25 protein-coding genes are annotated in these 26,105 nt (G+C 69.5%); 19 read left to right on the top strand and 6 right to left on the bottom strand.

Translation table 11 applies throughout. The annotated features are described in order from the left end of the window. From ACGFQ9_RS15560 to ACGFQ9_RS15545, 4 genes are all read left to right on the top strand, one after another. The coding region (locus ACGFQ9_RS15560) for a hypothetical protein (RefSeq protein ID WP_393574283.1) at nucleotides 1-239 on the top strand (239 nt) is incomplete at its 5' end. Beyond that, on the top strand, nucleotides 236-1,645 hold the full coding sequence (locus ACGFQ9_RS15555) for an SWF or SNF family helicase (protein WP_393574282.1): 1,410 nt from the start codon (nucleotides 236-238) through the stop codon (nucleotides 1,643-1,645). The genes ACGFQ9_RS15560 and ACGFQ9_RS15555, both read left to right, overlap by 4 nt. A gap of 158 nt (nucleotides 1,646-1,803) precedes the next feature. Then, entirely contained in the window at nucleotides 1,804-3,120 is a 1,317-nt protein-coding gene (locus ACGFQ9_RS15550; protein WP_393574281.1) for a GAF domain-containing protein, read from the top strand. A 56-nt stretch (nucleotides 3,121-3,176) separates the two neighbouring features. Then, nucleotides 3,177-4,700, top strand: a complete 1,524-nt coding sequence (locus ACGFQ9_RS15545; RefSeq protein WP_393574280.1) for an aldehyde dehydrogenase family protein — start codon at nucleotides 3,177-3,179, stop codon at nucleotides 4,698-4,700. A gap of 160 nt (nucleotides 4,701-4,860) precedes the next feature. On the opposite strand, the gene ACGFQ9_RS15540 is transcribed toward ACGFQ9_RS15545, so the two are convergent. From ACGFQ9_RS15540 to ACGFQ9_RS15525, 4 genes are all read right to left on the bottom strand, one after another. Beyond that, complete coding sequence (locus ACGFQ9_RS15540; protein ID WP_393574279.1) at nucleotides 4,861-6,255, bottom strand: tyrosine-type recombinase/integrase; 1,395 nt, start codon at nucleotides 6,253-6,255, stop codon at nucleotides 4,861-4,863. Then, nucleotides 6,246-6,443 (bottom strand): helix-turn-helix transcriptional regulator, encoded by a 198-nt coding sequence (locus ACGFQ9_RS15535; protein ID WP_393574278.1) that lies wholly within the window; start codon nucleotides 6,441-6,443, stop codon nucleotides 6,246-6,248. The genes ACGFQ9_RS15540 and ACGFQ9_RS15535 overlap by 10 nt, the downstream gene beginning before the upstream one ends. Before the next feature lie 1,129 nt (nucleotides 6,444-7,572). After that, complete coding sequence (locus ACGFQ9_RS15530; protein ID WP_393574277.1) at nucleotides 7,573-8,058, bottom strand: TrmO family methyltransferase; 486 nt, start codon at nucleotides 8,056-8,058, stop codon at nucleotides 7,573-7,575. 75 nt (nucleotides 8,059-8,133) lie between these two features. Next, a complete protein-coding gene (locus tag ACGFQ9_RS15525) occupies nucleotides 8,134-9,522 on the bottom strand; it encodes a Tat pathway signal protein (protein ID WP_393574276.1) in 1,389 nt (462 codons plus the stop codon). A 342-nt stretch (nucleotides 9,523-9,864) separates the two neighbouring features. On the opposite strand from ACGFQ9_RS15525, the gene ACGFQ9_RS15520 reads away from it, so the two are divergent. From ACGFQ9_RS15520 to ACGFQ9_RS15455, 14 genes are all read left to right on the top strand, one after another. Then, nucleotides 9,865-10,353: an ATP-binding protein gene (locus tag ACGFQ9_RS15520; protein WP_393574275.1), complete on the top strand. Its 489-nt coding sequence runs from the start codon at nucleotides 9,865-9,867 to the stop codon at nucleotides 10,351-10,353. Between the two features lie 23 nt (nucleotides 10,354-10,376). Continuing rightward, nucleotides 10,377-11,033, top strand: coding sequence for an HAD family hydrolase (locus ACGFQ9_RS15515; RefSeq protein ID WP_393574274.1), 657 nt, complete (start codon nucleotides 10,377-10,379; stop codon nucleotides 11,031-11,033). Then, nucleotides 11,030-12,880, top strand: coding sequence for a hypothetical protein (locus ACGFQ9_RS15510; RefSeq protein ID WP_393574273.1), 1,851 nt, complete (start codon nucleotides 11,030-11,032; stop codon nucleotides 12,878-12,880). Before ACGFQ9_RS15515 ends, ACGFQ9_RS15510 begins: the two co-directional genes overlap by 4 nt. Beyond that, nucleotides 12,877-13,833, top strand: coding sequence for a thymidylate synthase (locus tag ACGFQ9_RS15505; RefSeq protein ID WP_393574272.1), 957 nt, complete (start codon nucleotides 12,877-12,879; stop codon nucleotides 13,831-13,833). Before ACGFQ9_RS15510 ends, ACGFQ9_RS15505 begins: the two co-directional genes overlap by 4 nt. Continuing rightward, nucleotides 13,833-15,560, top strand: coding sequence for a carbamoyltransferase (locus ACGFQ9_RS15500; RefSeq protein WP_393574271.1), 1,728 nt, complete (start codon nucleotides 13,833-13,835; stop codon nucleotides 15,558-15,560). The genes ACGFQ9_RS15505 and ACGFQ9_RS15500 overlap by 1 nt, the downstream gene beginning before the upstream one ends. Then, the gene (locus tag ACGFQ9_RS15495) at nucleotides 15,557-16,609 is read left to right on the top strand and encodes a hypothetical protein (RefSeq protein ID WP_393574270.1); all 1,053 of its coding nucleotides are present in this window, start codon (nucleotides 15,557-15,559) and stop codon (nucleotides 16,607-16,609) included. The genes ACGFQ9_RS15500 and ACGFQ9_RS15495 overlap by 4 nt, the downstream gene beginning before the upstream one ends. A gap of 96 nt (nucleotides 16,610-16,705) precedes the next feature. After that, nucleotides 16,706-17,218: a topology modulation protein gene (locus ACGFQ9_RS15490; protein WP_393574269.1), complete on the top strand. Its 513-nt coding sequence runs from the start codon at nucleotides 16,706-16,708 to the stop codon at nucleotides 17,216-17,218. A gap of 31 nt (nucleotides 17,219-17,249) precedes the next feature. After that, nucleotides 17,250-18,095 carry a class I SAM-dependent methyltransferase gene (locus ACGFQ9_RS15485; protein ID WP_393574268.1) on the top strand — a complete coding sequence of 282 codons (846 nt, stop codon included), beginning with the start codon at nucleotides 17,250-17,252 and terminating at the stop codon, nucleotides 18,093-18,095. Next, a complete protein-coding gene (locus ACGFQ9_RS15480) occupies nucleotides 18,092-18,850 on the top strand; it encodes a phosphotransferase (RefSeq protein ID WP_393574267.1) in 759 nt (252 codons plus the stop codon). Before ACGFQ9_RS15485 ends, ACGFQ9_RS15480 begins: the two co-directional genes overlap by 4 nt. Beyond that, nucleotides 18,847-19,503: a histidine phosphatase family protein gene (locus ACGFQ9_RS15475; protein ID WP_393574266.1), complete on the top strand. Its 657-nt coding sequence runs from the start codon at nucleotides 18,847-18,849 to the stop codon at nucleotides 19,501-19,503. Before ACGFQ9_RS15480 ends, ACGFQ9_RS15475 begins: the two co-directional genes overlap by 4 nt. Beyond that, nucleotides 19,500-20,336, top strand: a complete 837-nt coding sequence (locus tag ACGFQ9_RS15470) for a phosphotransferase (RefSeq protein ID WP_393574265.1) — start codon at nucleotides 19,500-19,502, stop codon at nucleotides 20,334-20,336. Before ACGFQ9_RS15475 ends, ACGFQ9_RS15470 begins: the two co-directional genes overlap by 4 nt. A gap of 32 nt (nucleotides 20,337-20,368) precedes the next feature. Then, nucleotides 20,369-21,370, top strand: a complete 1,002-nt coding sequence (locus ACGFQ9_RS15465) for an NAD-dependent epimerase/dehydratase family protein (protein WP_393574264.1) — start codon at nucleotides 20,369-20,371, stop codon at nucleotides 21,368-21,370. 24 nt (nucleotides 21,371-21,394) lie between these two features. Next, nucleotides 21,395-22,516, top strand: a complete 1,122-nt coding sequence (locus tag ACGFQ9_RS15460) for an adenosylhomocysteinase (protein ID WP_393574263.1) — start codon at nucleotides 21,395-21,397, stop codon at nucleotides 22,514-22,516. A gap of 4 nt (nucleotides 22,517-22,520) precedes the next feature. Then, nucleotides 22,521-23,309, top strand: coding sequence for a 3-deoxy-manno-octulosonate cytidylyltransferase (locus ACGFQ9_RS15455; RefSeq protein ID WP_393574262.1), 789 nt, complete (start codon nucleotides 22,521-22,523; stop codon nucleotides 23,307-23,309). A gap of 68 nt (nucleotides 23,310-23,377) precedes the next feature. On the opposite strand, the gene ACGFQ9_RS15450 is transcribed toward ACGFQ9_RS15455, so the two are convergent. After that, the gene (locus ACGFQ9_RS15450) at nucleotides 23,378-23,803 is read right to left on the bottom strand and encodes an acyl-CoA thioesterase (protein WP_393574261.1); all 426 of its coding nucleotides are present in this window, start codon (nucleotides 23,801-23,803) and stop codon (nucleotides 23,378-23,380) included. Nucleotides 23,804-24,031: 228 nt separating this feature from the next. After that, on the bottom strand, nucleotides 24,032-25,378 hold the full coding sequence (locus ACGFQ9_RS15445) for a helix-turn-helix transcriptional regulator (RefSeq protein ID WP_393574260.1): 1,347 nt from the start codon (nucleotides 25,376-25,378) through the stop codon (nucleotides 24,032-24,034). Nucleotides 25,379-25,558: 180 nt separating this feature from the next. On the opposite strand from ACGFQ9_RS15445, the gene ACGFQ9_RS15440 reads away from it, so the two are divergent. Further along, nucleotides 25,559-25,735, top strand: coding sequence for a hypothetical protein (locus ACGFQ9_RS15440; RefSeq protein ID WP_393574259.1), 177 nt, complete (start codon nucleotides 25,559-25,561; stop codon nucleotides 25,733-25,735). Nucleotides 25,736-26,105 lie beyond the last annotated feature (370 nt).

The raw sequence follows: 26,105 nt of genomic DNA, 5'->3' as shown, positions 1-26,105 counted from the left end.
CCGACCGCGCCTACCGCATCGGCCAGACCCAGCCCGTCCAGGTCCACCGCATCATCGCCGAAGGCACCGTCGAGGACCGCATCGCCGAACTGCTGCAACGCAAACGCGCGCTGGCCGAGGCCGTGCTGACGGGTGGTGAGGGCGCGCTGACCGAACTGACCGATGCCGAGCTGGCGGACCTCGTCGCGCTCCGGCCGACGCCGGCGGGTACCGAAGGAGACGGGAGGACCGCCCGATGACCCGACACGGACACGGACACGGACACGGACATGGACGCGAACACGGACACGGACACGAGAAGATCTTTCCCGCCCTGCCGGCCGCGTCCGGGCGGGGCTTCGCCCGGACCCGGTGGGGACAGGCCTGGCTTCGTTCCCTCGAGGACAGCGTGCTGGACGGCGAGCAGCTCAGGCAGGGCCGCCGGTACGCGCGTTCGGCCGCGGTCGGCGCGGTGTCGGTCCGGCCGGGACGGCTGACCGCGGTGGTCCGGGACCCTGACGGCACCGCGCACCGGACCGACGTGCTGGTGCAGGAGTTCGGCGGGGCGGACTGGGACCGCCTCCTGGACGTGGCTGCGGCCCGGTCGGGGCACATCGCGGCCCTGCTCGACCGGGACGTGCCGCCGGAGCTCGTGGAGGACGCGGCGGCAGCCGGGGTGGACCTGCTGCCCGGCATCGGCGACCTCGATCCGCGCTGCGACTGCGGAGAGTGGGACCACTGTGCCCACACCGCGGCGCTCTGCTACCAGGTGGCCCGGCTGCTGGACCAGGACCCGTTCGTGCTGCTGCTGTTGCGCGGCCGGGCGGAACCGGAGGTGCTGGAGCAGCTGGAGGAACGGAGTGCGGCCGGACCGGCCGACGGGGCGGTGGCGCAGCCGGTGGACGGGGTGGCGGGCGAGGTGGCGGCGGGCGAGACCCTCGCGGCCTCGGTGGTCTTCGCGGCCGGACGGGTCGTGGCACCGCTGCCGGCCCTCCCCGGCCTTCCGGACGGGCCCGGGCAGCCCCCGGCCCTGGACACCGGGTCCGAGCCGGACCCGGAACTGCTCGACGTGGACGCGGTGGAGCTGCTGGCCCAGGCCGCGGCCGGGGAGGCGTACCGGATGCTGGCGGAGGCACTCGCGGCCGTCGGCGGCCCCGACCGGGGCCGGCTTCCCGGTCCGGGCACCGGGCCGGGCACCGGGCCGGGCACCGGTCCCGCCGGTCCCCGGTCAGCGCTGTCGCCGGCGCAGGACGCGGTCCGGCTGGCCGCCGCGACCTCGGACGTATGCGTACGGGCCCGCCTGGCGCGGGCTTCGGGCCGTGACCGGGCCGCCCTGGACCTCGCGGTCCGGGCCTGGGATCTCGGCGGCGCCCCGGCTCTGGCCGCACTGGAGGAGGACTGGACCCCGGACCGGCGCACCCTGGCCCGCGCCGCGTCCGCGCTGGCCGGCGCGGACGCGCCGGCCGGCCTGCGCCGGGTCCGGGCTCGCTGGACGCTGCCCGGCGGGGAGGCACAGCTGCGGCTGGGCCGGGAGGGCCGCTGGTGGCCGTACCGGAGGGAGGGCGGCCGGTGGATCCCGGCGGGACCGGCCGGGCCTGACCCGGCGTCGGCACTCGCGACCTCGGCACCGGAACGCGAAGAACCCGAAGAACCCGAGGAGGGGTGAAGGGGTGGTCGTACGGCCTCGTCCCGACAACAGGCTCCCGTCGGGAACCGGCCGGGTTCCGGCCGGTTCGGCTCCGGCGCACCGCTGCCGGTTTCACCGTGCTCCCCACCGGGGAGGAGCGTCCGGGCAACGGACCGGGGCGGGGCGGGAGGCCGGACATGCACGATCAGTCGGTGGCATTGCCGGGCGGCGCGGACCCCGTCGAGCGGTCGCGGGTGCTGCGCCGCGCGCACGCCGCCTTCACGGCGGAGGGGCGCGTGGAGGCACCGGTCCGGCCGGTGATCGCGAAGTCCTGGCGGCGGTGCGCGAAGGCCCGGGTCAGTCCGGAGTGCACCGGCCTGGCCGACCGGCCTGAGGCCGACCTGCACAGCTACCGGGACCAGCACCCGCTGGCCCGGGTGATGCCGGTCGTCCGTGAGCTGGTCGGCGCCTTCGCCGCGCACGAACGCCACCTGCTGGCGGTCTGCGACGTGGCGGGGAGCCTGATGTGGGTCGAGGGCGACCCGGGCACCCTCCGGCGGGCGGAGCGGCTCGGCTTCGTCCCCGGCGCGCGCTGGGCGGAGACCGTGATGGGCACCAACGCGCCCGGCACCGCGGTCGCCGTGGGCGGGCCCGTCCAGGTGTTCGGGCCGGAGCACTTCAGTCGCCGCGCCCACCCGTGGACCTGTGCGGCGGCCCCGGTCCGGGATCCGCGGAGCGGACGGCTGCTCGGCGCGGTCGACATCACCGGCGGGGACGGGCTGGCCCACCCGCACTCCCTGGCCTTCGTACAGGCGGTGGCCCGGGCCGCCGAGTCCCAGCTGGCGCTGCTGGAACCGACGCCGTCCGGGGACGCGCTGCACGCGCTCGGCCGGGACGAGGCGGTCCTGGTGTGCGGCGGCCGGCGGCTCCGGCTGGGACGGCGGCACAGCGAGATCATGGCGCTCCTGGCACACCATCCCGAGGGCATGTCGGGAGACGAACTGCTGATAGCGCTGTACGAGGACGGGGCCGCGTCCCCGGTGACGCTCCGGGCCGAGATGTCGCGGCTGCGCACCCTGCTCGGGCCGGACGTCCTGCGGTCCCGGCCGTACCGCACGGCCCGGCCCCTGGAGGCGGATTCCGCGTCAGTGCTGCGGCTGCTGGCTGCCGGTGCGACCTCGGCGGCGCTGACCCGCTGCCGGGGACCACTGCTGCCGGCGTCCACCGCACCGGGCATCGTCCGGCTGCGCCGCCGCATCGAGGAGCAGGCGCGGGCCGCCCTGCTGGCCCGGGGCGACGCCGGTCTGCTGGCGGACTGGGTGTGCACGCCGTGGGGCGCCGACGACCCCGAGGTCTGGCGGGCGCTGTCGGCGGCCCTGCCGCCGGGGGCCCGTCCGGCCGCGCTGGCCCGCGTACGGGCCCTGGACGCCGAGCTCGGCGTACCCACCCGGCCCACCGGGCAAGAGACGGCAGCTCCGCGCCGTGCAACGTGTCCGCAACCCGCACGTCCCTAACCTCACCGGCGTGCGCGGCCCGACGGCGGGCCGCGCCCGGCAAGGGGAGGAACCTCATGGCCCGTTTCGCTGCGCCCGGCACCGAGGGCGCGCTCATGTCGTACGCGTCCCGCTACGGTCACTTCATCGGCGGCGAGTACGTGGACCCGCACGCGGGCCAGTGGTTCGCCAACCCCTCCCCGGTGACGGGCGAGGTGTTCACGGAGGTCGCGCGCGGCACCGCGGAGGACGTGGAGCGGGCCCTGGACGCCGCACACGCCGCCGCACCGGCCTGGGGCCGTACCCCGGCCGCCGAGCGGTCGACGATCCTGCTGCGCATCGCGGACCGCATGGAGCAGCACCTGGAGGCCCTGGCGGTCGCCGAGACCTGGGAGAACGGCAAGCCGGTACGGGAGACCCTGGCCGCGGACCTGCCGCTGGCCATCGACCAGTTCCGCTACTTCGCGGGCGCGCTGCGGGCCCAGGAGGGCACGCTCAGCCAGGTCGACGACGACACCGTGGCGTACCACTTCCACGAGCCGCTCGGCGTGATCGGGGCGATCATCCCGTGGAACTTCCCGATCCTGATGGCGGTGTGGAAACTGGCCCCGGCGCTGGCGGCCGGCAACACCGTGGTCCTGAAGCCGGCCGAACAGACCCCGGCCTCCGTCCACTTCTGGCTGAGCCTGGTGGCGGACCTGCTTCCGCCGGGCGTGGTGAACATCGTCAACGGCTTCGGAGAGGAGGCGGGCAAGCCGCTGGCCTCCAGCCCGCGGGTGGCGAAGATCGCCTTCACCGGCGAGACCTCCACCGGCCGCCTGATCATGGGGTACGCGGCGGAGAACCTGAAGCCGGTGACCCTCGAACTCGGCGGCAAGAGCCCGAACCTCTTCTTCGACGACATCTGGTCGGTCGACGACGACCTGCGCGACAAGGCCCTGGAGGGCTTCACCATGTTCGCGCTCAACCAGGGCGAGGTGTGCACGTGCCCGTCGCGCGCGCTGATCGAGCGCGGCCGGTACGGCGACTTCCTGGACGCGGCGGTCGCCCGCACCGAACTCATCGTCCCCGGGCACCCGCTGGACACGGACACGATGATCGGCGCCCAGGCGTCCGAGGACCAGCTGAAGAAGATCCTCTCGTACCTGGAGATCGGCCAGCGGGAGGGCGCCAAGATCCTCACGGGTGGCGGCCGCCAGGAACTGGACGGCGAACTGGCCGGCGGCTTCTACGTCCAGCCGACCATCTTCGAGGGCGACAACCGGATGCGCGTCTTCCAGGAGGAGATCTTCGGCCCGGTCGTCTCGGTCACCTCCTTCTCCGACTTCGAGGACGCGATCCGGATCGCCAACGACACCTCCTACGGCCTGGGCGCGGGCGTATGGACCCGCGACATCAACACGGCGTACCGCGCCGGCCGCGCCATCCAGGCGGGCCGCGTCTGGACGAACTGCTACCACGCCTACCCGGCCCACGCCGCCTTCGGCGGCTACAAGCAGTCGGGCATCGGCCGCGAGACCCACAAGATGATGCTGGACCACTACCAGCAGACCAAGAATCTCCTCGTCTCGTACTCGCCGAAGCGGCTCGGCTTCTTCTAGGGCCACGAAAAACGGCGCCTGACCAGGGCTTTTGCCCGGCAGGCGCCGTTGGCGCGACCCGCTCGACGCGGACATCGATTTTTTCTGTTCCTCCCAGTTCCTCCCGCGTCTCTCCCACTCCAGACCGGCTGTTCCGGACCAGTCACGGACCAAACCGGGCTCACCGAGTGGGTGGCACGCCCTTGCTGACGCGGTCCCACTCCTCCATGGACTGCTCGATGAGACGGTTGGCCTGCTCCTGAACGCCATCGAGGAACTTGGCGTAGTACTTGAACAGGACATGGATGCTGTGACCGGCCCGCCGAGCACACTCAGCAGGGTCGACACCCGAGTGGAGCCAGAACGAGATCCCGGCATGCCGGAGGTCGTACGGCCGCTTCGCCAGACCGGCCGCGAGCTCCGTGCGGGTCAGGACGTACTCCCTCGCCCTCGACCACGTGATCCCGTACGCCGCCGCCTCCACGTAGTTGCCTGCCTGGTTCTGGAACAGCCGCCCGTCCGGGGCGACACCGAAGCGCTCGACGTGGGCACGCAGGACGCGGACGAACTGCGGCGGAATGGGAACGGGTCGGGTCGCCGTCGCGGCACGGCGCTTGAGCGAGTGGACTTCGTACACCTCACCGTCGTCCGTCCAGTCCTTGCCCGCGGTGACGACGCCGCCCGTCAGATTGAGCATGCCCCAGCCCGTCTCCGGCAGGTGGCACTGTTCGAGACGGAGGTGGATCACCTCGGCCGGCCGCATGGCCGCGAAGTACATGCAGCCGAAGAACGCTTCGAGATGGGGGCCACGGCCCCGCTGCTGCCCCACTGCCGACAGCAAGCGAGCGACCTGGAGCGGGTTGGGCACAGAAGCCGGGTCGACCTCGTCCTCGACCGACGGAGCGTTCCACCTGATCCCCGCAAGGGGGTTGTCGACGAAGTAGCCGTTCTCCACAGCCATGTTGAGCACTTCACTGAACGCCGATCTCTTGCGGCGCGTGGTCTTGGCCGCAGCAGGCTTTCCATCCAGCTTGAGGCACAGCGCGTCCAGAGCTCGACGCATGACGGCGGCCTCATTCAGGGAGCCAAGGGGCAGGGAATGCCTCTTGACCCAGTCGAGCGCCTTCCTCCATTCCTCGGGCGGCTCCTGCTCCCACGCCTTCTTGTTGAACGCGTAGGAGTACAGCGCCCTCCGCAGCACCCGCGGCTCCGGATAGACGGATCCCGGACGAACCAAGGCGGGAGTGACGGTGGCAAAGGCGTCTGCAAGGGTTCGACGCGTGTTCCCGGGCGTCCGAGCCCACCGCTGCTCGAGGTACTCATGTGCGAGGTCATACCATGTCGTCTTCTGCCGTAGCGCTCGCAGCTCCGACGCCGGCAGCCCCGACTCTTCGTCAAATGCCTCGCCTTCGCGGGCTGCCGTCATCAGCTTCGAACGCCGGCTCTCGGCAAGGCCAAAGGTCATGAACGACTCGGACTTTTCGAGCCCGCTGACCGTCCACCGCACCATGAATGGCTTACGCCGATCCGGGCGCTCACGTATGTCCCAGAAGCGAACGTTGTAACTCAGCGCCAAGTGTCAGAATCCTTCTCGCAAGCCTCCCACCAGGCATCCAGATCGGAACGACGACACCTGAGTTCACCATTTGGCAGTTTGATCATGCGGGGCGCGTTCCCCCGAGCACGCATCCGATAGAACGCCGACGGACTCATGCGGATTTCCGCCAAGACCTCCGCAAGTTTCAAGGCAGGCGGGCGAGCCATACTTCCTCTCATCTCTGCATATCAGGTGGCCGCGATTGCAAGGCAGGACAGCGCATTGCGTTCAGACCCTCACGGCGGGTGGACAGCTGAGTTCGCTTCGCCCCACCGCCAAGTGCAGCAACCGCGAACAGAGGCAATGGTCCGCACAATCCCCGGTTTCGGAAACCGGGGATCATCCGCTATATTTCGCGCCGCCGCCGAAGGCATCAACCGGGCGGGCTGCATACGCGAGCTATCGGATACTCCCGCTGCTCGCTACAAGGCCACCCGGGCCTCTGAGCGCACGAACAGGATTCTCAAAGCAGCTGCCCTCCTTGGACTACGACGAGAAGGCGCAACAAGGAGCACCCTGGAACGCCGGATAATCGGGGAGGTTGTAGATTGACATGCACCTGCGAGATGTTCCAGTCCTGTTGGGCCCGTCCCCGTCTGCCGTGAGCGATCTGCTCTCGGAGGCGCACGACTTCCTGCTACGCGGTCCCGTCGATAGCCAAATCCATGACTCCCGTTGATCAATTGGCAGCGGCCCTAATCCGACGTTCGACTCCGCGTTCAGGATGAACCAATGAACGGGCTCGGTCTGGGCGTCGACGCGCTGCCGTGGGGCAGCAGTGGAAGTCCTCGGTGTTGGCGAAGAACTGCGGTGAGTCGTAGTGCATGGCGGCCAGGCCGGGAACCATGCCCACACCGGCGTCGTGCGGGCGAGCGACCCTGACGATGAGTTCGACGGCGAAGGGGGTCCCGGCGACCAGGATGCCGAGCATGAGGACGTCGAAGGCACAGTCGAGGGCCAGGAGGAGTTCGCGGGGCGGAAGGCCGCGGTCCGGCGGAACCGGCCCAGCTCGATCAGACGGACGACGGCGCAGACGGCGCTCGCGGAGGCCGGCGGGGGCGTGGGTCAGTAGCGGCCCGAGGAAGGGCAGAACGGCCGCTCCTCAGGCGGCAATGACGAAGGAGTCCACCTGGGTGCGGGCGCTGGCGGAGTCGGCGACAGACCGAAGGCGAGCCGCACCCTTCTACGAGGCGGGACCCTGAAGGGCAACTGGCCGGGGCTCTGCGGCACCAGCCTCCGGCTGTCAGCGCGACCCCATCAACCCCCGCTGAGCACGAGGGTCATCAGCGCCCTGGATCAGCGTTCGGCGGCGTCCCTCCAGTAGTCCTGCAGCATCTCGCCGGGCCACGAGGGCTGTGTGACGGCGCCCCGCGGCAGGAACTCCTTGAAGACGGCGACCAGGTCCACCACGAGGGTGCCCTCGTCGGCGTCTAGGTCGGCAACATGCAGGTCTTGTCCGTCGACGCGGAGCAGTCGCGGAAAGGAGGTCGCAAGCCGGGCCGGGCGCCGGTGGTTGTGGTGCACGAAGGTGCCCGTCGCCGGCCACGCCGGATTGTCGCGCGGACTGCGGGCGTGGAGAGCAACGTCGTCGGGAGAGCCGAAGTTGAAGAACCAGGTGACCTGGAGGTGGGAGAACTCCTCAATCCCCTGCAGCGTCTCCACCGGGTACTCCGGGCGCAGGCGGATGATCGACTCCACACCACCCTTGAAGTCGTCAAGCCGCCCCTTGTGGCCTCCGACCACGTCGGCGATCACCGGCACCTCGATGGACTTTGCGGACACGCCTTCCCCCTTCTCCGCTCGCGGCACAGCAAGGCGGTCGACCACTGGCCGTCCGCCTTCACCACCATGGCGCCGTCAGGCTACTCGTTCGAGTACGGCCTTGGCGCGCTCGTCGATCTCCGCCGCCGCGCTGATCCCCCGGTTACGGAAGGGGGACAGCACCCTTCGCATGTTCACGGCGGCCTCACGCACTCGGCCCGACTGCACGCCTTCCATCGCGTCCAGCGCCTGTGCCCACGTCATGCACGCGGCCTCGACGTTGCCCTTGCGGGCCTGCAGCGTGCCCATGTAGCCCAACGTCACCGCATGGGTACGGCTGAAGGCGTCGGCCTTCCGCGTCAGCACGCTGTTGTTGAACTCTCGGAGCGCTCCGTCGAGATCGCCGAGCGTCCACAGGGTGCGCGCGGTCTCGTGGGCCAGGGATGCCCTCTGGAAGAACCACACCCGACTCGGATCCTCATCACCGGCGCCCGCCGCAGCAAGGTCATCCTCAGCCCGCAGGAGCGCCGCGATCGCCGCCCGTTTCTGCCCGTCGGCGGCAAGGCTGCGTGCTTGCACCACACCGAGCAGTGCCCTCTCGCGGGGTGTCGCCAACGTATACCGCTTGCGTTCGACGGAGGCCGTGGCGAGGTCGACAGCAGTCTGCGGGTGGCCGAGGTCCGTTGCCTGGTGAGCCATCGCCCGCAGGATATGGCCGGCGAGCGGAGCGTCGTCGGCTTCGGCCGCGAGCTTGAGAGCCAGGGTGAAGTAGCGCCGCCCGGCTTCGTGGTGGGAGGCATCGAAGCTCATCCAGCCGGCGACGTACACCGCCTCTGAGGCAGCGGCGAGGAGTGCGCGGCGAGTGTCGTCGCTGGTGAACACCCCGCCGATGTATCTGGCGACATCATCGACAAGGTACCGGTAGAGAGCCGTGCGGCCGTCCATGCCGCCGTGTCGCTGGTCTCGCCGAGAGAAGAACTCCGTCATCTCACGTACGGCACTGACCTCTGCGGCCCCAACGCGGCGGCTCGTCGCGGCCTGCCGGGACTCCGCCCGCTGAGGAGCCTCGTCCCACCACTGCTGTCCGGGCAGGGTCAGGCTGCCCACCGAGTAGGCGGCACCGACCAGCAGCCGGCGGCGTTCGAGGTCCACGTCGCTTCTCCCAAGGTCTACCAGCGCAGTCAGCGTATCGACGTGCCACTCGGACGCCGCGGCCGCACCCATGTCCGTTAAGGAGACCCCAATTTCGGCTGCGGTGACGGGGCGTTGAAGCCGACGCGACAACGTCTCGCACAAGATAGAGGGCGCTCTTCCGGAGGGCTGGGTTCCTGCCACCCACATGGCGATGTGCGAGCGGCTCGTTCCCAGCAGTTCCTGCGCGCCGACCTCAGCCGCGACCCTCACGAAGGCAGCCGCCACTTTCGGCTGCGACCAGCCGGTTTCCGCGATCGCGTCGGCCAGCTTCACGTTTCGCTCGCGCGCCATCGTCTACCTCGGTTCACGAAAACGATCTTTGACGGGTTTGACGGCCTCGGTTGCCGTCCGGAGATACCGCCGCGGTGTGATTCACGGTTCGCTCTTGGTCAACGAAACCACCAACTGCCCTCGCTGGGGAGGAGACCGGTGAAGACCAGCCAGACGCCTGATGACGGTCTCCGGGACGCTCCGGGCAACGGTGGCTCACCTCCCTCCAGCCCGACGCACAGCGCGATATCCACCCGCCGGTGGCGGCACTGCTGCTGCAGAACCTCCGCCGCTTCGAGTGCTCCGACAAAACGGCCGATCGAGCCCGCCACGGGCTCTAGCACGAGCTGCGAGAAGGCGAGCATGGACCGAATCACGAGTCTGGGAAGCGTAATTGACGCCCCTGAGCAACAGACGAGCCTGCGGCTAACAGCCAACGACAGGGCGCCGGGCAGGGCCCGGTCCTTCACCCGCAACGCTCTGACGGCGTGGGGTGCCGGAGACCTCCTCGACCAGGCCGTACTGATCGTCAGCGAGCTCACCACCAACGCCGAGCGGCACGGCCGGACTCCCGACGCCGGCTGCGTCCTGCCCCCTGTTGCGGACTCCGAGCCCGTCGATGAGATCACGCTGACGCTCGCCCTGCAGGCGGGCGTCGTGGGGATCGAGGTGGAGGACAAGTCCCCGCAGCCGCCGGTGCCGCGTATTCCCTCGCTCTACGCGAGCAGCGGGCGCGGCCTGTGCCTCGTGTCGGCGATAGCCGACGTGTGGACGGCCTGCCCCCTGAAGGACGGCAGCGGAAAGCGGGTGATCGCCTTCATCAAGCGCGCGGAGTCCCCCGTAACCCCCTGAGCCCCTGCCCTTGGAGATCACTCATGCCATCTCGGCTCACGCCCCTGCGCGTGCTCCTGCTCGATCTGGACGGCGTGCTTGTCGACACCCGCCCCGTCATGGAGAACGCCTGGCAGCAGGTCCAGAAGGACCACGGCCTCAACGTGCCCTTCGAGATGTACGAGCGTCACCTGGGTCGGCCCTTCGCCGACATCATGGACCAGCTCGGGCTCGCAGACGCCGAGGCGATTCACCAGACGTACTCCCAGGCGTCGACAGCCGCGTCCCATCTCGCCCGACAGTTCGACGGCGTCGCGGAAGTCCTGCACGCCTTCGCCTCTGCCGAGTGGCGGCTGGGGATCGTCACCTCGAAGCCTTTGAACCGTGCTGCCCCACTGCTGGCCCAGCTCGGCGTTCCGTTCGCCACGGTGCGCACTCCGAACGGGGTCGGCCGGGGCAAACCCGCGCCGGACCCTATCCTGCTCGCCCTCGTCGACCTCGGCGCCGACCCGGCCGATGCGCTGTACATCGGCGACATGGCGGTCGACCAGGAGGCCGCGCGCCGCGCCGGCGTCCCGTACGTACACGCGGCCTGGGGCTACGGCGCCCCGGGCCGCCCGGCCCCCGTCGTCGCCGAATCCCCGAAGGACCTGCTGCGTCTCATGGATGCCGGGCCGCTCCTCGAAGGGAGCGCGGTATGACACCGCCGAAGCGCACGGCCCTCGGCATCGCCCGGTCAGAGTCAGCTGGCAAGCCCCTGTGGGCACTGGTCGGCGAGGGCGCTCTCGCGACCATGAAGTCCGACCGGATCACCACGTCCGAGCTGGAGGCCTTGCCCGTCGAACCGGCATCAGCCGGAGCGCGGGTGGACATGGTGATGGGGTCCCTCGAAGCGTACGGCGCTGATTTGGCCAGGACGCCAGGGGGTGCGGGGTGGTCGTACGTCCAGCACGTGCCGACGCGGCGCCTGGTCACGCAGGTCGTCCGCAAGCTGGCCGCGCTCAGCGCCTGGGAGCCGTTCGTGAAGGCCCCCGGTCCGCTGAGGCCCGCGCCGCACGAAGGACTCGTCGGGCTGCGGTCGAGCAGCTCCCGCGAGTACCGCGCGTACACCGTCACCTGGTCGGGCATCGCCTACCTGCTCGGAGCCGCGGCCCCCCGCAACCCCCGCCGTTCCCCTCAGTTACGCAACCTCCCTCTCCCTCCCCGCCCAGTAGCCGTAGCGGCACCGAGCCCGGCTCCCTCGGAGCTGCCGCGGTGCGAGGTGGTGGCACTTTCGTGGTCTTCCCGTCACGCCGACACTCTCCTGCCGGTGCTGGGGGAACTGGCCCGAGTGGGGTTCCCGAGCCTCGTGCTGGACCTGGCGACCGACCCGGCGGAGCAGTACCCGGCTTCGGGAGTCGTGGGGGTGAACCTGTGCTCGCCCCCGACCGGTCTCTTCGACCTCTCCGGCGCTGTGGCCGGTCTGCGGGCGCGGGACGAAGGGCGCATCATCCCGGTCGACGAGCACGAGGTGCAGCTGGCCCGTCTCGTCCGTCTCGTGTCCGTACTACTGGAGACGAGCGGCGGGTGCACCCAGCCCTCGTGGCGCTCCGTGATCCAGGCGGAGGCTTGGCTGGACGGCGTTCTCGCCGCAACCCGGCCGCACACCGTCCTCGTCAGCAACGACACCAGCCCACTTGGTGCGTTGGCTGTCCATGCGGCAGAGCGCCATGGCGCGAACACCGTGCACGTTCAGCACGGGGCCTGGACGGCCGAGTCGGTCGCATGGCCCGCGCTGCACAGCCGGGACATCGTCGTCATGGGTGAACGGGATCTCCCTCTCGCCAGGGCGTGGGCCCGCCACCCTGATGCCGAAGTCCATGTCCTGGGCCAGCCCCGCTTCGACGCGCTCGCCGAGCTCGACAGCCAAGCCCAGCGGCGCTATCTGGAGACACTCCTGGCACCCACCCTTGGCCCAGGACCTAGCCGTATCGCCGTGTGGGCCTGCCAGCCCTTCGGACCTGACCGGCTCAAAGCGCAGGCGGATCTCCTCCTGGACGGCCTGTGGAAGGCCGGCGACAACTGGGGCCTCGTCATCGCGCCGCATCCTGCGCAGAGCCTGGACGTCTTCGCCCCTCTACTCGAACGGGACGGCCAGCCGCTCGTCGCCGTCGCCGATCCCCGCGTCGGAGCTCGCGGCTGCCTCGCTGGTGCCGATGCCCTGGCGAGCGCCTATTCGACGTGCGGCATCGAAGCCGCCCTGGTTGGCGTTCCGGTGCTCGAAATCGGATCACCCAGCCAGCGCACGCTCGGGCTCTCCGAACACGGCCTCGCACGGCGGTGCAGCACCTCCAATGACGTCGCCGATGCCCTCGCCGCCTTGTGTAGAACGCGCCCGCCTGAAGTCCCGGCCGCTGCGGACACGGTGTGCCGGTGGCGCGGTGACAGCGCCGCCCAGGTCGCGCGCCTCATCACCCGCCGTAACGACGGCCATTCCACGCACTCCCACCACGAGGCCCGCGGCACCGAGTCCGAACTGCCGCAAGGCGAAGGAGCAACCGCCCGATGACACACCTGACCGCCGACAGCGTCTCTGAACTCTTCGTCGGCGCTGTCGCCCTGGCCAAGAGCGGCGAGAGGGTCAGCCCGCGCGGCATGGCGACCCGTGAGGTCCTCGACGTCCATATGCGACTGACCCAGCCGCGGGCCCGTCTGCTGTCCGCCCCGCCGGTGCGCGTCATCAACCCCGCGTTCGCCGTGGCGGAGACGGTGTGGCACCTCTCCGGCTCGGACGCCCCGTGGATCTTCGACTACAACGCGCGTCTGCGGCAGTACGCCGACGACGGTGTCCTGCGGGGTGCGTACGGACCGCGGATGCGGAACTGGTCGGGCAGCGTGGATCAGCTGAGCCGCGTCGTCGAGATCCTGAAGGAGGACCCCGACTCCCGCCGGGCGCTGATCCAGCTCTACGACCCGGCCCAGGACGCCGCCGGGCACAAGGACGTGCCCTGCACGCTGGGCTTTCGCTTCTACCTGCGTGCCGGCCGCCTACACATGTCGACCACGATGCGTGGTCAGGACGTGTGGATCGGCATGCCGTACGACCTGTTCTTCTACACCGTGCTGCACGAGCTGGTCGCGGGCTGGCTCGACGCTGAGCTGGGCGAGTTCCACCACCACGTGGGATCGCTGCACATCTACGACGGCCACCTGGACCAAGCCGAGCAGCTGAGCTCGGTCACCGCGAGCTCGATCATGCCGGACCTCACCACCCCATGGCGGGGCTTCGACGGCCTCCTCGACACGGTCGTGGCGCGGGACGTAACCGGCCACCCGGGCTGGGACACGATGGCAGCCACCCTCCACAGCTACCGCCTGTGGAAGGAGGGCTCCCGTGACCAGGCGTGGCGGGTCGCCTACAAGACCGACGGCCCGCTGGGCGAGGCGCTGACCGCCTGGTACGGCAAGCTGAACCACCGTGCCCGCACCTCCACCACGCTCGAGTCGGCGGGGACGCGGTGATGGCGGCCACGAACCGGGCGCCCTCGGTCATCCTCGGCCTGTGCTCCTTCACGCACGACTCCTCCGCCGCCCTACTCGTGGACGGGGAGCTGATCGGCTTCGTCGAGGAGGAGCGGCTCTCTCAGCAGAAGCACACCAAGGACTATCCCCACCACGCTGTCGACTGGCTGCTGGGAGAGGCCGGGCTCACCGCCGCGGACATCGACGCAGTGGCCTACAACTTCCAGCCCGCCCACTACCTCGCCGAGTCGTCGGCGGCCCTTCGCCTGGCGTTGTCGCCGGCGACGCGCGACCGGGCGCTGCCGAGGGCTCGCGGCTTCGCCAAGGTGGCACTGCGAACCCAACTGCGCACGCGCGCGCTCGGCCGGCGGTTCCCCTCCGCCCGCGTCCTCCCTGTCCTGCACCACCGGGCCCACCAGCTTGCGGCGTTCGCCGCTTCTGGGTGGAACGAGTCTGCCGTGCTCGTCGTCGACAGCCTTGGCGAGCGGCAGACCACGACAATCGCCCGCGGGCACGACGCGCTCCGCCCCTCCGTCCGCACCCTTCAGGCGATCAACGACCCCGCCTCGCTGGGCTACGTGTACGGCGCGGTCACGGAGCACCTCGGGTGGCGTCGCGGTGACGAGGAGGGCACCGTGATGGCACTCGCCGCCCTTGGCGACCCGGATCGGTTCCGGCACCTGTTCGCCCGGGCTGTGCGCACCACGCCGACGGGGTTCGTGGTGGACCCCGGATACTTCCCGCCACGCGTACTGACCTCGGGCTACCCGCGGACTTCCCGGCGTTTCGTCACCGAGACGTGCCCCGAGCGTCACCCGAGCGAGCCGCTTCAGAACGTCCACCGGGATCTGGCCGCAGCCCTTCAGGCGCGCACCGAGCAGGTGATGGTGCACCTGGCCCGCCGGGCGGGAATGATCAGCGGATCGCGCCGTCTGTGTGTCGGCGGTGGAGTCGCCACGAACTGCGTGGGCATCGGCCGGATCATTGAGGAGGGCATCTTCGACGAGGTGTTCGTCCCGCCCGCCCCGGGCGACGCCGGCACCGCGATCGGAGCCGCCATCGCCGTGCACACCGGCAGCCGCAGCCAGCGGCCCGTGTCCGGCGTCGCCCGGGCCTGCTACCTCGGGCCGTCGTTCCAGAACCAGGCCCTCGACCTCACGCCGTGGCCCGATCTCCAACAGAAGACGCTGGGCGTCGAGACTGCAGAGTTCCTCGCCGACCAGCTCGCCCACGGAATGATCGTCGGCCTCTTCCAGGGCCAGGTCGAGGCGGGCCCCCGCGCCCTGGGGAACCGTTCGATCCTCGCCTCCCCCCTGGAGCCCGGGGTCGTCGAGCGGTTGAACGCCACCGTGAAGTTCCGGGAGCCGTTCCGCCCCTTCGCTCCCATGGTCCTGGCCGAACGTGCCGGGGAGTTCTTCACCCTCGGTCAGGAGGCCCCGTACATGTCGATGGCGTCCGGCGTGACCGACAAGGCGCGCGAACGTGTGCCGGCCATCGTGCACGCAAACGGAACATCCCGGCTCCAGACCGTCGCCCGGTCGCAGAACGCGTTCATGCACGACGTGCTGAGCGCCTTCGCCCGCCGCACCGGGGTGCCCGTGCTGATCAACACCTCGCTCAACGTCAAGGGCAAGCCGATCTGCGGGACACCGGAGATGGCGCTGGACTGCCTGGTCAACTCCGGGCTGGATGCCCTGCTGCTGGAAGGCCGGTGGATCACCAAGTGAGGATCGGATACAGCTTCTGGGGTTTCCTCGGCAACGGGATCACCGACACTCCGGACGGGGGACGCAGCCACCGCCGCCCACTGATCGACGCTCTGCTCGCCCGCGGCCACGAGATCGTCTTCCTGCAGGCCAACCGCGACCTGATCGAGGCTGGCGATGACCTGGGCAACGCCTACACATTCCACGGTGGCAGCCCGGACATCGATGTCCTGTTCCTCGAGTGGCGCTGGGCGATTAACGGGCGCAACACCACCCCGTGCGGCACTGAGGGGCACACCTGCGACCTGCACCGCCAGACCGAACTGGTCAACCGCTACACCGTGCGCAAGAAGACGCCCACCGTGCTCTGGGACAAGGACCGCCAGCTCCCGCTGGACAGCGTCTTGCGGCGCGCCCGTCAGACCAGCGTGTGCGAGGCCGCTCTCGAACCGACACCGGGCGCACACCGCCTGCTCTTCCCGGTCGACGACCAGCTCCTCGCCTCGGCGGATCCGGTCGCCCTCGCCCAGAAGCCCCGGGACCTCGTCCTCGGGTACGTCGGCAACCAGTACGACCGCGATGAGCACTTCGACCGCTTCTTCGCGCCGGCCGCCGCCCGGGTCGACCACCTGGTCGGGGGCAAGTGGACCAAGAACAGCCGCTGGCCCCACGTCCGATTCCTCGGCAGGCTCCCGTTCGAGGCGGTCCACGCGGTGTACGGCAGGTCCCTGGCGACGGTGCTCATGCTGCCGGAGCGGTACGCCGCCGTGGGGCAGATGACGCAGCGGATCTTCGAGGCCGTGCTCGCCGGCTGCCTCCCGCTCGCCCCTGCCGACATCCTTCACGCCGACCGCTTCGTGCCCGAGGAGCTGATCGTCAGCTCCGGTAGCGAGGTGATCGAGCGGCTGAACCACTTCCAGCGAATCGCCGGCACCCAGCAGCACGCGGACCTGGTCGCGGCTTGCCTGGACCGCCTGAACCTGTTCCGCCTGAGTCGGCAGGCCGACGTGTTGGAAGCTGTCCTGGCCACGACCGCCGGCCCCGTCTCGGTGCAACGGGGAGCGGCATGATGCAGCTGACCTCCCGGGCCATCGCGTCTGGAATCGCCGAACCAGTTCGATCGGCGGGTGCGACCGAGCACCCGCGCACCTCTACGCTGGAGCACCATGAAGAAGGTCGCCATCGTCGGCTGCGGGGGCAGCGGCAAGTCGTACCTGGCACGCGAGCTGGCCAGGATTCTCGACGCCCCGGTCACCCACCTGGACGCCGCGTACTACGACGACGAGTGGAACGAGTTGCCCTCGGAGAAGTTCACTGCCCTGCAGCGGGAGCTCGTCTCGCAGCCGAGGTGGGTGATCGACGGGAACTACAACTCGACGCTGCAGATCCGGCTCGAAGCCTGCGACACGGTGGTCCTGATGGACGTCTCGACCATGGCCGCGCTGTACGGGATCCTCTCCCGGCAGATCCGGCACGGGGCCGGGCACAAGGGCAACGGCGTGCACAACCGCATCCACTGGGGTGTGATCAAGTACGTGGCGACGTACCGCCGCAAGATGCGCCCGCGCGTGATGGCCAAGATCGGGGAGTTCGCCTCGGGCCGTGCCGACGTGGTGCTGCTGTCCAACCGGCGGCAGACACGCCGCTGGCTGCGGAAGGTCGCCGCCGAGCAGCGCTGAGCACTCCACGCCCCCGAGTGGAGGGCGCGGCATGAGCGGCACCAACCCCTTCCTGGACCCCGGGCGGCAAACGGATTTGTACGGGCACGCCTCTCGACTGGCCGGCCGGTCCAACGCCCTGATGCGGGCGAAGACCGTCGGGGGGCCCGTACCGGACACGATCGTCGGGTTGGTGCGCAACCACCACGAGCGACCGGACAGTCTCGGCCTGGTACTGGACCTGGGCTGCGGTCGCGGCACGAGCAGCCTGGCCTTCGCCCAGGAACTCGGGCCCCGGCGCGTCGTCGGCCTCGACGCTGCGCCGGCCCTGATCGAGCACGCCCGCCAGCGCGCCCAGCGGCTGCCCGGCCTCCCGGTGAGCTTTATGCAGGGGGACTTCCACCGCCTCCCCGTGCCGGCCGGGTCGTGCGACATCGTCGTCGCCGCGTTCTGCCTGTACCACTCACCGCGCCCGCAGGCGGTTGTGGCGGAGATCGACCGGGCTCTTGCTCCCGGCGGTCTGGCCGTGCTCGTCACGAAGGGGCTCGACAGCTACCGAGAGATGGACCAGCTGGTCGCTGCCGCCGGCCTCGACCGGCGAGCCGAGCAGCACGAAAGCCTGTACATCTCGGTGCACAGCGGCAACCTCGCCGACGTCGCCGCTGTGTCGCTCGATGTGCTCGTCGTGGAGCACGAGGAACACAGCTTCACCTTCGACGGCCATGACCACCTGGCCGAGTACCTGGCCACCAACCCGAAGTACAGCCTGGCCCCCGGCCTGTACGGCAATGCGGGCGCCCTCGCGGCGACCCTGCACGAGGTTCTGCCGGACCGGCCTCTCACCACCAAGTCCCTCGTGACCTTCGTGGTGGCCCAGGCGCGGGGAGGACAGCAGTGAGGATCCGCTACTTCACCAAGCACTACGAGACGCCTGGCTCGGTGGCCTCAGCAGCCCGCCACCACGCTTGGCTCTCCGAGCACGCACGGCCGTTGCGCCTGCCGGCTTTGTCGGTGGTCGGGCCGACCAGCCTGACGTACGAGCGGATCGACGGGCGCCCGGCCCGGCCCGAGGACCTGCCGTCCCTCGCCGCGCTGCTGGGCGACGCCCATGGAGCCGCCTGGACCAGCGACCTCCGACCGGCCGCGCTGAACACCCCACACCGATTCCGCGATGGCATCGCGTTCGACGACTACATCGGTCCCCGCCAGACGGCCCTGCGGAGAAGATTCGAGCAGGGCTACCTGCCGGACCCGGCCGCCCTCCAGACGATGCTCGGGCTGCTGGAGAAGACCGCCGAGGGGCCAACTGCCTTCTACAAGGACAGCAATCCCCGGAACTTCATCGTCACCGACGCCGGCGGCGTCTACACAGTCGACACCGACGACCTCACGCTCGCCCCGATGGGCTACGACCTGGCGAAGCTGATCGTGACGCTGAGCCTGACGTACGGGCCCCTCCCGGCCCCAGCCATCGACGCCGCCCTGCGCACCTACAACGAGGCCGCCGAACGCCACGCCCCCCGGCTCGGCACCACGGACCGCGAGCGACTGGACGACTTCCTCGCCCTGCACTCCGTATTGACCGCTCCTTACATCGGGCGCAACGGCTACCGCTACGCCTGGCCCCGACTCTTCCTCCGAGGTTCCACATGATCACCACCGAACTCGTCTTCATCCGCCACGGCGAGGCCCAGTGCAACCTCGACGGCCTGGTGGGAGGCCCGCGCACCTGCACCGGACTGACCAACCGCGGATACGCGCAGGTCGAGCGAGTCGCGCTCCGCCTTGCCGCCGAGCACTGCGACAAGCCGTTCGACGCGCTTTACGCCGGCCCTCGCATCCGCCTGCGCCAGACCGGGGAGATCATCAGCCAGGCCCTTCGCATCCCCGTGTCCGCCGACGATCGTCTCGACGGCCCGGCCCACGCGGCCGCTGACGGCATGCCCTGGACCGAGGTGAAGGACGCTGCCGACGGTGGGCCGCATGCCCACCCGGACAGGCCCTGGGCTGCTGGATCCGACACGTGGAACGGCTACCTGGAGCGGGCCAGCCGCTTCCTGCAGGGATTCATCGAACAGCATGAGGGCGAGCGCGTCCTGGTTGCCGCGCACGGCGAGACAGTGATCGTCGCGCACACCCTGCTCCTGGGAATCCCTCTCGGTTCTCCAGCCGGATTCACGGTCTCCCACGGGTCCATCACCCGCTGGCAGCACCACCTCAACCGGCTCGGACAGAGGCGGTGGATGCTCGACCGCCACAACGACACCGAGCACCTCGCCGCCTTAGCGCGGGAGGCGGCCGCGTGATCACGCAGTTCGACGACCCGCGCCTGAACTTGGCCCGGGGCGCGCTCGGGGCGGTCCGGATCGTGCACGAGCCGGCGCTCCCGCACCGCGTCCTGCATCTGGTCGACGCCGACGGCAACGCGTTCTTCGCCAAGCAGCACAGCGAACGCGACCGGTACGTCCGGGAGCTGCACGCCTATCTCACCTGGGGATCCCAGCTGACCGGCCACGTGCCCCACGTGGTGGGCCGCCAGGACAGAACGTGCACCCTGCTCCTCACCGCTGTCCCCGGCGTACGGGCGGATACCGTCGCACCAGGATCGCCTGATGAGGAGCGTGCCCACTACGAGGCCGGGCGGGTGCTGGGCAAGCTGCACCACGCCACTTCTGTACCGCGCTCGGGTGCTGTCGGCACGGACCTCGCCCAGCGGCTGGGTTACTGGACCGCTCGCGCGGACCGGGCAGGCCTCATCTCCACGCTCGAACGCGAGCGACTGAGCCACAACGCGGATGTCCTGGCGAACACGCTCATGGACAGCGCCGTGTGCCACCTCGACTATCAGCCGCGGAACTGGCTCCTCGGCGACGCCTTCGGACTGTGCGACTTCGAGCACATGCGCCGCGACGCCCGCATCCGCGACTTCGCCCGGCTCGAGTTCCGCCGCTGGCAGGCGGCACCCCACCTGCGGACGGCGTTCTTCACCGGATACGGAAAGCCGCTGAACGAGACCGAACAGCGGCTACTCGAGTCCTTCGGAGCGATCGAGGCCGTCACCTCCCTCGTCCGCGGACATGAGCAGAACGATCTCTCCCTCAGCACCCACGGCCGGACGGTTCTGGCCCGCCTTACCTAGGCCGCCCCGTCCCTGGATTCCTGGAGTACCCCGTGTCACAGCACCTGTCCCACCCGAGCGCCGCTGTCCCCCGTCGGGCTGTGGTGACCGGCGCCGCCGGCTTCATCGGCTCCCACCTCGCGCACGCCCTCGTCCAGGCCGGCGCCGTCGTCATCGGCGTCGATCGGCGCGACCCGGCCACCGACCGCACGGCCGCAGCCAACCTCTCCGTCCTGCGGGGGCTTCCGGGGTACATGCACGTCACCGCCGACCTCCTCAGTTGCGCGATCGATCCGCTTCTCGTCGACGCGAACGCGATATTCCACCTGGCGGGGATCCCCGGGGTGCGTCCCTCATGGGGACCGAGGTTCGGCGAGTACGTCGCCTCCAACGTCCTCGCGACCCACCGCGTCATGGACGCCGTCACCCGAATGGGCGTTCCCCGGCTCGTGGCGGCCTCCTCTTCCAGCGTCTACGGCTCCACCGACGGCGGTGCGAGCGTGGAGACCGACCGGCCCCAGCCGACATCCCCGTACGCGGTAACGAAGCTCGCCGAGGAGCAGCTCTGCCTCGCGCACGCCGCCCAGGCTCACTCCCCCACCAGCGTCGTCGCCCTGCGGTACTTCACCGTGTACGGCCCCCGGCAGCGCCCCGACATGTTCACGCACCGCGCTCTCACGGCCGCCCTGACCGGCCAACCGCTGCGCTTGTACGGGGACGGCCACCAGCGGCGGGACTTCACGTACATCGACGACGCGGTGGCCGCCACCATCGCCGCGGGCACCCTCCCGACGGCCAGTGGAGTGATCAACGTGGGAGGCGGTTCGAGCGCCTCCCTGCTCGACGTGATCAACATCGCGAACAGCCTTGCCGGGCGCGAGGTCCAAGTTCACCAGGAGAACCCGCGCAGCGGCGACGTCCTCACCACCCGCGCCAACCCCGGCCGCGCCCATGAGGTCCTGGGCTGGCAGCCCCAGGTCGACATTCACAACGGCATGCGGGCCCACATGCAGGCCCTGGCCGCCGAGTCCCCCGCATACGGCCGCGCGGCATGACGGGCAGGACCAGGAGGCGTCGCAGTGGAGAGTCCTGAGAAGGCGCGCCTGGACGCCTTCTTCCGGCAGGTCACGGCACGCTTCCCCGCCGCAGAGAACGTCACCACTCTGGTCATCACGCACCTGCTCTCTGAGCGGCCGGCGTTCCTCCGCGCGATGGCGGCGATCTCCACGGTCGGCGCTGTCCTGCCCAAGCCAAGGTCCATCGACCAGCCGACCCTGAAGGACGTCCGATGTGCCTTCACGGTCCATGACCTGAGCCGAGAGCTGTTCACCGACCCGACCGGGGCGTTGGAGTACCTGGAGGACACTGTCGGCGGCAGGAACGTACTACTGGTGGACATCGGGGGCTACTTCGCACCATGCCTTGACACCCTGGTGGAGAAGTTCTCCGGCCGCATCCTCGGTGTCGTCGAGGACACAGAGAACGGACACCAGAGGTACGCCGCACTCGACCACCTCCCTTGCCCCGTCGTCTCGGTCGCCCGCTCCCCGCTCAAGGACTGCGAGGACCACCTCGTAGGCCGATCCATCGTCTTCTCGACCGACGCCCTCGTACGCGCCCGTGGCGACGTTCTGACCAGCCGCAACGCCTGTGTGATCGGGTTCGGCAAGGTCGGCCGGGCCATCGCTCAGACGCTACGTGCGCAGGACGCCCGTGTCACGGTGTACGACACCGATCCGATCAGGAGAGTGCAGGCGCATTCCCAGGGCTTCCGCACGAGCACGTCGACTGCCGCCGCACTCCAGGACGCGGAACTCGTCCTCTGCGCCACCGGCAACCTAGCCCTCCGCCAAGGTGACTTCTCAGCGCTGCGCAACGGGGCGTACCTCGCCTCGGTGACGTCCTCGGAGGACGAACTCGAACTCGGCAGCCTCCGTGGGCACTACCAGCGCACCCCGGTCGGCGAGCATCTGACGCGGTACGAAATCACGGGCCACTACTTCTACGTCCTGGCCGACGGTGGCGCCGTCAACTTCGTGCACGGCGCGGCAGTAGGCACCTACATCCACCTCGTTCAGGCCGAGATTCTCGCCGCCACCGCGGCCCTCAGCCGCGGCCACTTCCACGCCGGCATACACGAGATGCCGACGCCTGACCGCCAGGCCATCGCCAGGGTCTGGTTCAACCACTTCGACAGGTGACCACGTGCCTCCATCCTCCAGCACATCCTCGCCGACACCGAGCGCCGCACCCCGCCGCCACATAGCCGTCATCCCGTGCCGCTGGGGATCCACCCGGTTCCCGGGAAAGCCCCTGGCGCAGCTCGGGAACAAGCCGCTGCTGTGGCACGTTCACCAGCGCTGCGTAGAGGCGAGACGCCTTCACAGCGCGGTGGTCGCAACCGATGACAAGCGCATCGAGGAGGTGTGCCACGAACTGGGGATCGACTGCGTGCGCACCGCGAACCACCTCACTGGTACCGACCGCGTCGCGGAGTGCGCGGAACGCCTGCCTGCCGACGCCTACATCAACGTCCAGGGCGACGAGCCGTTCGTCTCCCCCACAGCAATCGACGCTGTCTCCGAGGCCCTCACACACCTGCCGCCTGGGACGCTCGCAGTGAACGCGTACACGGAGCTGGACGACGCCGGCACGGTGCTGAACCACAATGTCGTCAAGGTCGCCGTCGGCGCCGAGGGCAACGCCCTCATGTTCTCCCGCCAACCGATCCCCTACCCGCGCGGTGACCGTCCGAGGTACCTGCGGCAGCTCGGGCTCTACGGCTTCACAAGAACGGCCCTCAGCTTGTTCCAGCAGCTCCCCCAGGGCCCGTTGGAGCGAGCCGAAAGCGTGGAGATGCTGCGCCTCGTCGAACACGGCCACGGCGTACGGATGGTCCCTGTAACGGACGATGGTCTAGCGGTCGACACTCCGGAGGACCTCTCCATGGCACATGCGCTGCTTCGTAGCAGGACGCAGGGGTGGCCCCAGTAGTGTTTGGTCAGGTTCTGGTTCCCGCCCGCTGACGCCAAGAAGATCGATTCACGGTCTGGCCGTGCCGGTCAGTTGTCACCGGCCTGGGTCGTGTCGGCGTAGCTGTTGAACACGTCGAGCTCGTTCTGCTCGAAGCGGCGGATGCCACCCCGGATGGAGTCGTAGCCGGCCACGACGGAGGTCGCGGTGGCGTAGACGTGCTGGTCGTCCTTGACCTCGAAGTGGAAGGTGAGGGAGACGCGCCGGACGTCGGTCACCCAGGCTTCGATCCGGACCGGGGTCTCCCAGGTGTCCAGCGGGTGCTGGTATCGGATGGTCTGCTCGCGCAGGAGGAAGTTGCGGGAGAGGCGCTCGGCGGGATCCTGAGGGACCAGCATGCTGAACATGCGCATGCGGGTCTCTTCCAAGAGGACGCCGTAGCGGGAGCTGTTGAGATGTCCGTTCGCGTCGAGGTCCGACCAGCGAACGGGGCAGTCGTAGATGTGTCGAGACACAGCGGCTCCGGAAGGTTGTGGGATCTGCCGCACCATCGAGGCACCCGGCCGATCCGAGGAGGGGCTGGCGCACCCTCCGTACCGAAGGCCCACGGGCTGCGGGGATCGGCCGTCCGGACGTTCCATTACGTCCGGACGACCAGGCCCCGCCCTCCCAGCGCCCAGACGGAGGCAGCACCAGTCGTGACAGTAAGTGACTTGCTTTGGTCAACGAGCTAGCCACACCAGCTAGGGGGACGGCTCCTCGCCCGCTTGGAGGTCGTTGAAAATCTCGCGAAGGAGGGTGGCCCGGAGGTCCGCCTGGGGCAGCTGCTCGCTGAGTCGGCTGAACGCCGCTTGGACGGAGTTCGGCAGCGAGGCACGCAGGAGCAGCTTCAGCTCCGCTCGGGCCTGGGGGTCGACGATCGGCTGGTGGATGCGGTCGATGACGGCTCCGGCCCCCAGCTGCGTGATGCCCCACTCTCCAGGTGCTTCCCGGATGGCCCACACCACGAAGTGGTTCTCGGGCGACAGGGTGAGCTGGCACTCCGGACCGGCCAGCGCACTGAGTGCGGGAAGCGGGACGCCGTCAGGGCCGGCGAGCGCTGCGGCTTCGTTGGCGCTGTCGACGACCAGGCGGGCGGTGAGCGCGCGGGCGGCACGGCGGCGGGCGGCATCTGCTTCGGCCTGGGCCGATGGCTGTGGAGCGGGCGTGCCAGGCTCAGCATGGGCCCAGGCGTTGCGCTTGCCTCCCAGGGCGTCGGTCTCGTCATCCGAGGACTCGGTCTCGACCCAGGTGATCACTACGAATCGGCAGTGGGGCATAGACGCCGGGTACAGGACGTGGGAGACGACTTCGACGGTCTCCCAACCCAGGGCAGGGATGATCATCCGGAAGACGTGGCCGTCCCGGTCGGCTTCCAGATCGGCCTCGGTACGCCAGATCCGCTCGACGTCCGGGTTCTGGCGAACCTCTGCGATTAGGTCGACGAGCTCGGCGTTGTCCTTGTGGGTGGCCTGGGCGAACTTCAGCAGCCGGACGTAGGCCGCGGCGTGCATCTCCCATTCGTGGTACTGGGTGCGCGCCTCGGGGTTCGTCAGGGCCCAGCGCATCAGGTTAGCGCGCGGCTCCATGACCCAGGGCCACCACTCGGCCATCGCCGCGTTGTACGCGAGGATGTTCCAGTTGCGGTCGGTCAGGTACGTGGGCGAGGGCATCTGCCTGTCGATCAGCAGGCGAAGTGCCCGGCGCAGCTCCGGACTGGCATCGATCTGCGGGTCACCGTCGAGCGTGGTGCCGATGTTGTAGAGGAGCAGGGCGTGGCGCTCGCTCTTGTCGAGTCCGAGCAGGTCCGCGAGCGCCTCGCACTGGGGCTTGGTGAACCGGGGCGGGACGGCACCCTTCTCCACGTTGCGGTAGGTCCGGACCCCCATGCCGAGTGCCTTGGCCACCGGGGACTGAGTGATCCCCGCGGCCTGGCGCCATCTCTTCAGCCAGCCACCGAACCCCATGAACTGACCGGCGATTTCTCCGCCGTGTGCGCCCTTGTTCTCGGCGCGGTCATCGCCGAAGGGGACTATCCCCTGAGCAACCATGAGGCTCTTCCTTGTCTCCGTGTCTTACACGGGAGGCACCTGCCTGAGGGCATGAAAAACGGGGGGCAGCGTGAATGCTGGCCCCCCGGCCTGGCATCTCCCATAAAGACGATACGCCTAAGTAGTACCGACCAGTAATTTGTGGTCTCAACCACAGGGCGGTTGGTTAAACACGCAACCATGCCCGTCGCCACCCGACCGTCTTCCATGACGAATCTGGACATTCCCTCACCTGCGGTTTTCCATGATCAGGAAAGCGGCAAATCCTTGCCGGTTTTTCTTGCAAGGAGATGGATGATCATTCACGCCGCAGACGATCACCCCAGCAAGCCGGCTCCGACCATCCAAACCCCTTGAAAATACGGGGCGTTACCAGAGCCCTCCATGCAACCTCCACGCATCCCACACATCCATCTACGCGCGTGGATTCGCTCCCGAGATGGCGTTGACGAAGCCTTTGCCTGCGGGCTTAAATCCAAACCTGACCAGCCGGTACAGAGCGACAGCCTGCCGGTTCATGAACGTGGGGGCTCTTTTGAAGATACTTTTTGGCGCGCCCGGAGCACGCCTGGGCGGCGCTGCCGCACAACGGCTCACGCCTGCACGCCCTGATGCATCGACGAATTGCTTGGCACGTACAACCTTTCACGGCTTGTAGAGCCAGGTCTGGATCTTGTGCGGGCGTCTGCGTATGTTCGTCGTCCCCCACCGGGAGGCAGCCCGGTGA

Origin of the sequence: Streptomyces sp. NPDC048603, from assembly GCF_043199475.1 — a bacterium.
In the GTDB taxonomy this organism is placed as follows: domain Bacteria; phylum Actinomycetota; class Actinomycetes; order Streptomycetales; family Streptomycetaceae; genus Streptomyces.
Note: the sequence above shows the minus strand (reverse complement) of the source record. Positions and strands in the feature narration are given on the sequence as shown.